6 protein-coding genes and 1 tRNA gene are annotated in these 5270 nt (G+C 69.4%); 6 read left to right on the forward strand and 1 reads right to left on the reverse strand.

Going from position 1 to position 5270, the window contains the following annotated elements; genetic code table 11:
- Nucleotides 1-248 precede the first annotated feature (248 nt).
- The 6 genes from DCI01S_RS15760 to DCI01S_RS15785 all read left to right on the forward strand — a co-directional run bounded on the left by DCI01S_RS15760 (nucleotide 249) and on the right by DCI01S_RS15785 (nucleotide 4794).
- The gene (locus DCI01S_RS15760) at nucleotides 249-710 is read left to right on the forward strand and encodes an OsmC family protein (protein ID WP_061230097.1); all 462 of its coding nucleotides are present in this window, start codon (nucleotides 249-251) and stop codon (nucleotides 708-710) included.
- Between the two features lie 186 nt (nucleotides 711-896).
- Entirely contained in the window at nucleotides 897-2174 is a 1278-nt protein-coding gene (eno, locus tag DCI01S_RS15765; protein ID WP_061230098.1) for a phosphopyruvate hydratase, read from the forward strand.
- A 19-nt stretch (nucleotides 2175-2193) separates the two neighbouring features.
- The gene (locus DCI01S_RS18085) at nucleotides 2194-3102 is read left to right on the forward strand and encodes an FtsB family cell division protein (RefSeq protein ID WP_061230099.1); all 909 of its coding nucleotides are present in this window, start codon (nucleotides 2194-2196) and stop codon (nucleotides 3100-3102) included.
- A gap of 1 nt (nucleotide 3103) precedes the next feature.
- Complete coding sequence (locus tag DCI01S_RS15775; protein ID WP_061230100.1) at nucleotides 3104-3655, forward strand: DUF501 domain-containing protein; 552 nt, start codon at nucleotides 3104-3106, stop codon at nucleotides 3653-3655.
- Nucleotides 3652-4668, forward strand: coding sequence for a Ppx/GppA phosphatase family protein (locus DCI01S_RS15780; protein ID WP_082767881.1), 1017 nt, complete (start codon nucleotides 3652-3654; stop codon nucleotides 4666-4668). The genes DCI01S_RS15775 and DCI01S_RS15780 overlap by 4 nt, the downstream gene beginning before the upstream one ends.
- A gap of 52 nt (nucleotides 4669-4720) precedes the next feature.
- Nucleotides 4721-4794 (forward strand) — tRNA-Leu (locus DCI01S_RS15785).
- Nucleotides 4795-4987: 193 nt separating this feature from the next.
- On the opposite strand, the gene DCI01S_RS17750 is transcribed toward DCI01S_RS15785, so the two are convergent.
- On the reverse strand, nucleotides 4988-5270 hold a 283-nt coding region (locus DCI01S_RS17750), incomplete at its 5' end, for a DUF732 domain-containing protein (RefSeq protein ID WP_218001328.1).

Genomic DNA, 5270 nt, shown 5'->3' on the forward strand with positions numbered 1-5270 from the left:
CCCCATAAGCCGACGGTGTGGTCGGCGTCGTCTCGGGTGAAAGGGGGAACGGGGGGGACCGCGATGGCGTGTTGCACGAGGCGATGGATGTGGGCCGAAACTTGGATTCGTCCGAAACGTGAGAGTGAGCCGGCGCTCGATTCCACGCCCAAGCATTACCCCCACGGGGTAGCGAATTATCGGTCTGAGGTGCGGCGTTGGGCAGAATCTAGACGACAGTTCAGATCCCTAAGGAAGGCGTTCTCACCATGAGCGGAACCGTTCTCGAATTCGGACTCGACGGCGCGGGAACGGGGGTTCTCCACACCACCCAGATCGTCGGCGGCGAGCACTCGATTAGCGCCGAGGGGCATCCGGCGTTCGGCGGGAAGGACACCGCGCCGAGCCCGCTGGACTACGCCCTGGCGGCGCTGGCGTCGTGCACTCAGGTCACCGGGCAGATCGTGGCAGCCGGCGATAAGAGCATCTCCCTCGGCGAGTGGGACGTGGACCTGAAGGCACACCTCGACAACTCCGTCCTGGTCTACGGCGCGGAGGGGGTCTCTAACTTCCGCGATGTGACCGTGACGGTTTCGGTGCAGACGAACCTGGACGAGGCCCGCTTCGCCGAGTTCGCAGCTGAGGTAGAGCGGCGGTGCCCCATTGCCACACTGTTCCGTGGCTCGGGTGTAGAGCTGGCCACCGAGTGGACCAACCTGCCCCTCGGGTGAGTGGAGGAGCCCTCCCGGCTCCCTCACGCAATGCCCGCCGGGGCGCTCACCGGGGCGGATCGGGGTAACCCCGCACAGCCTCGGCGATAGCCGGCGCAGTCCGTGGAACAATGGGCCGCGGACTGCGCCCGCCCATGCGGCGCCGGCCACGCACACGAACCCACGAACTTCCCCCAAGGAGCACAGATGGCGCTTATCGAGCAGGTCGGAGCCCGGGAGATCCTCGATTCGCGAGGTAACCCCACCGTCGAGGTGGAGGTGCTTCTGGACGACGGCTCGTTCGGCCGCGCCGCCGTGCCCTCCGGCGCGTCGACCGGCGCCCACGAGGCCGTCGAACTGCGTGACTCCGACGAGCGCTACCTGGGCAAGGGCGTCACCAAGGCCGTTGAGGCCGTCCTCGACGTGCTGGCCCCCGCCGTGATCGGCATCCCGGCCGAGGATCAGCGCCTCGTCGACGAGGCCCTGCTCGATGCCGACGGCACCCCCAACAAGTCGACCGTCGGCGCCAACGCCGTGCTGGGCGTCTCGCTGGCCGTGGCCCGCGCCGCCGCCGAGTCCTCGGGCCTCGAGCTGTACCGCTTCATCGGCGGCTCCAACGCGCACGTCCTGCCCGTGCCCATGATGAACATCCTCAACGGCGGCGCCCACGCCGACTCGGGCGTCGACGTGCAGGAGTTCATGATCGCCCCCATCGGCGCCCCGACCTTCCGCGAGGCCCTGCGCATGGGCACCGAGGTCTACCACCACCTCAAGACCGTCATCAAGGACCGTGGCCTGTCCACCGGCCTGGGCGACGAGGGCGGGTTCGCCCCCTCCGTCGAGTCCACGACCGCTGCGCTGGACCTGATCGTCGAGGCCATCCAGAAGGCCGGCTACGAGCTGGGCACCGACGTTGCCCTGGCCCTGGACGTGGCGGCGACCGAGTTCTTCTCCGGCGGCAAGTACCACTTCGAGGGCAAGCAGCTCTCCGCCGCGGAGATGGCCGACGTCTACGCCGAGCTGGTCAACAAGTACGCGCTCGTCTCGATCGAGGACCCGCTCGACGAGGACGACTGGGACGGCTGGAAGACCCTCACCGACATGATCGGCGACAAGGTTCAGCTGGTCGGCGACGACCTCTTCGTCACCAACCCGCAGCGCCTGGCCGACGGCATCGAGAAGGGCCTGGCCAACGCCCTGCTGGTCAAGGTCAACCAGATCGGCACCCTCACCGAGACCCTGGACGCCGTGGACCTGGCCCACCGCAACCGCTACGCGTCGATGATGTCGCACCGCTCGGGCGAGACCGAGGACACGACCATCGCCGACCTCGCCGTGGCCTGCAACTGTGGTCAGATCAAGACCGGCGCCCCGGCCCGCTCGGAGCGCGTGGCCAAGTACAACCAGCTGCTGCGCATCGAGGAGATGCTCGGCGACGCCGCCCGGTACGCCGGTGCCGGCGCCTTCCCGCGCTTCAAGGCCTGAGTAGTCGAGAGGAGGGCTCATGGCCCGCCCACCGCGCCCCTCGGACCGTCGGGGTGACGCACGCGATCGTGCGTTGTCCCGGCGGCCCGGTGAGGCGTCGGGTGCCATCCGACGCCGGGCGACCGGGGCGGGCCGTGGGACCACCGGCGGCCGCGGCACCGGAGCCGACGCGCGCGGCGCCGGCGGCCGCGGTGCAGGCGATGACGGCGCCGTAGGAGCCGGGACCGACCAGCCCGGAGACGGCACTCGCCGGCAACCGCCCCGCCGGCGGACGCCGAGCCGCGAACGCGACCGGCCCGTCCCGGCCTCCGCCCGCTCCAGCAGGATCGGCACCACCGCGCACCCGGAGGCCCACCGTCTCACCACGCGCACGGCCCTGTCCGACACCCTGTTGGGCCCGCGGAACTACACACCGCGGCGGATCGGGCTCCTCGCCGTCGTCGCCATAATCCTCCTGGTCACCGTCTCGTTCCCGCTGCGCAACCACTACCAGTTCCTGCGCGACGAGAAGGCCGTGGCGCAGGAGCGGGCCGCGCTCGAGGCGACGATCGCCGAGCTCGAGGCCGAGCAGGAACTGCTGTCCGACCCGGCGTACATCGAGCAGCAGGCCCGCATCCGCTTCGGCGCCGTGAAGCCGGGGGAGACGCCGTACCGGGTGTCCATGGTGGATCCGGTGGAGCAGGCGGCGGCCGAGCAGCGGGCGGCGGAGATCGCGGCGCTGCCGTGGCAGACGCGGGTGTGGCGGTCGATCTCCGAGCCGACCGACCCGATCATGCCGGAGGACTCGGCGCTGCTCGAGGGCACGTCCATCCCCGGCGGCCCCGACACCCCGGCCGTACCGGTCGTCCCCGACGGCGTGCCCGGCGGTGACGACCCCGCCGCCCCCATCCCGGGCGGCGTCCAGGAACAACCACAGGAGAACCCCTAGCGTGAGCGCCGAACAGAGCGTGTCCCAGGCCGACCTCGACGCGATCGCCGCCCAGCTGGGCCGGCCGCCGCGCGGGGTGCTGGAGGTGTCCTACCGCAGCCCCGACGGTCGGCCCGGGGTGGTCAAGACCGCGCCGCGGCTCGAGGACGGCACCCCGTTCCCCACGCTGTACTACCTCACCGATCCGCGGCTCACCGCCGAGGCGAGCCGTCAGGAATCCGCGGGGATCATGAGGGGGATGACGACGAGGCTCTCGACCGACCCCGAGATGGCCGCCAACTATCTGCAGGCGCACGAGCGGTACCTGGAGAAGCGGAACGCGATCGAGGACCTCGGCACCGACTTCAGCGGCGGCGGCATGCCCGAGCGCGTCAAGTGCCTGCATGTCCTGATGGCGTACGCGCTCGCGGAGGGGCCGGGCGTGGTGTGGCTGGGCGACGAGTCCGTGGCGCTGGCCTGCGAGGCCGGGCTGCGCGGCACCGCTCTGCCTTCCGACTGGCCCACTCCCGAGGAGTTGGGCGTGCCCGACTACCTCGCCATGGACGAGCAGTGAGCTCCGCCGGTTCGGTTGGCTCCGGCGCGGTGCGTGACGGCGCAGTGCGCGTCGGGGCGATCGACTGCGGCACCAACTCCATCCGCCTGCTCGTCGCCGAGGGCGTCCCCGGCGAGGCTGGCCTGACCGACGTGGTGCGCGAGATGCGGATCATCCGGCTCGGGGAGGGCGTCGACGCGACCGGGCGGCTGTCCGACGGCGCGATCTCCCGCTGCCGCACCGCGCTCACCGACTACGTGGCCACGATGGCCGAGCTCGGCGTGCAGTCGGTGCGCATGGTGGCCACCTCCGCGACGCGCGACGCGGCCAACAAGGACGAGTTCTTCGGCATGACCGCCGAGGTGCTGGACGCCCACTTCCCGGGTGCGGTCGCCAAGGTGATCTCGGGCCAGACCGAGGCCGAGCTGACCTTTGCCGGCGGCGTCTCGGACTTGCGGCCCGAGGACGGACCGTTCGTGGTGACCGACCTCGGCGGCGGGTCCACAGAGATCGTGGTGGGCGAGCTCGACCGCGGCGAGGTGCGCCTGCTGGGCGCGCGCAGCCTGGATATCGGCTGCGTGCGGATCACCGAACGCGTGCTGCACTCGGACCCGCCCACTGCCGGCGAACTCGCCGAAGCCCGTTCGGTGGTGGCTCAGGCGCTGGCCGAGGCCGGCGACGTCCCGGTGGCCCGCGCCGCTCGGTGGGTGGGCGTGGCGGGCACGTTCACCACGATGAGTGCGCTGGCGCAGAACCTGGGGGAGTACGACCCGACGCGGATCCACGGCAGCGTCATTACGCTGGACCGGATGCGCGAAGTGTGCGACCGACTGGTGGCCTCGTCGATTGCCGAGCGCCGTAGCTTGGGGCCGATGCACCCGGGCCGCGCGGACGTAATCGGCGGGGGAGCGATCGTGGTTCGGGCTCTGTGTGATGTGATGGTAGAGCGCGCTGGGCTGTCCGAGCTCACGGTGAGTGAGAAGGACATCCTGGACGGCATCGCGATGTCGGTGCTGACCCGCCTGGCCGATTAGACCGGCCCGGCACTCCACGCGACACCCGGTCCCGCTCCGGCGGAGCCGGCAAGCCCCCATAGCCCAATTGGCAGAGGCAGACGGCTTAAAACCGTTTCAGTGTCGGTTCGAGTCCGACTGGGGGCACGGATCGAGATACAAGCCATCGACGTGTTCTGTAGCGTCAAGAGTGGAAAGGTGGCTGTCGGGCGCCACCGGCCTGATGGTGAGAAAATCGGAGTTAACGGTGTTTAACGAGTAGCTTCCGAAGACTTGGTCCCCTCGGATGGAGAGACGATACAGCAAGCGGTCCCACTTTCCCTGCTCAAGGCCGCGCCGGTTAGCCGTCGCCGAAAATGCGCAGACCGGCTGCTGGGCAATAAGCGCCGATTGCTAGAGGGAAGTACGATATTAGGTCGCTATTGGAAACGCCGGGCATTGCCTCTCGCCCAGACGCGCCCTCAGACTTAATTTCATCGATTAGGTCGTAATAATCTCCGCCGGAATATGCGAAGTCGCAAATTTTATCGGCATGCTCCACCGCCACTGGCGCGGGCATCTTTATTCCCTGTACGAACAACTCATTTACCATCGCATCAAGAGCAACTTCCTTGGGGATCCTA

This window comes from Dietzia cinnamea NBRC 102147 (genome assembly GCF_001571065.1).
GTDB lineage: Bacteria > Actinomycetota > Actinomycetes > Mycobacteriales > Mycobacteriaceae > Dietzia > Dietzia cinnamea.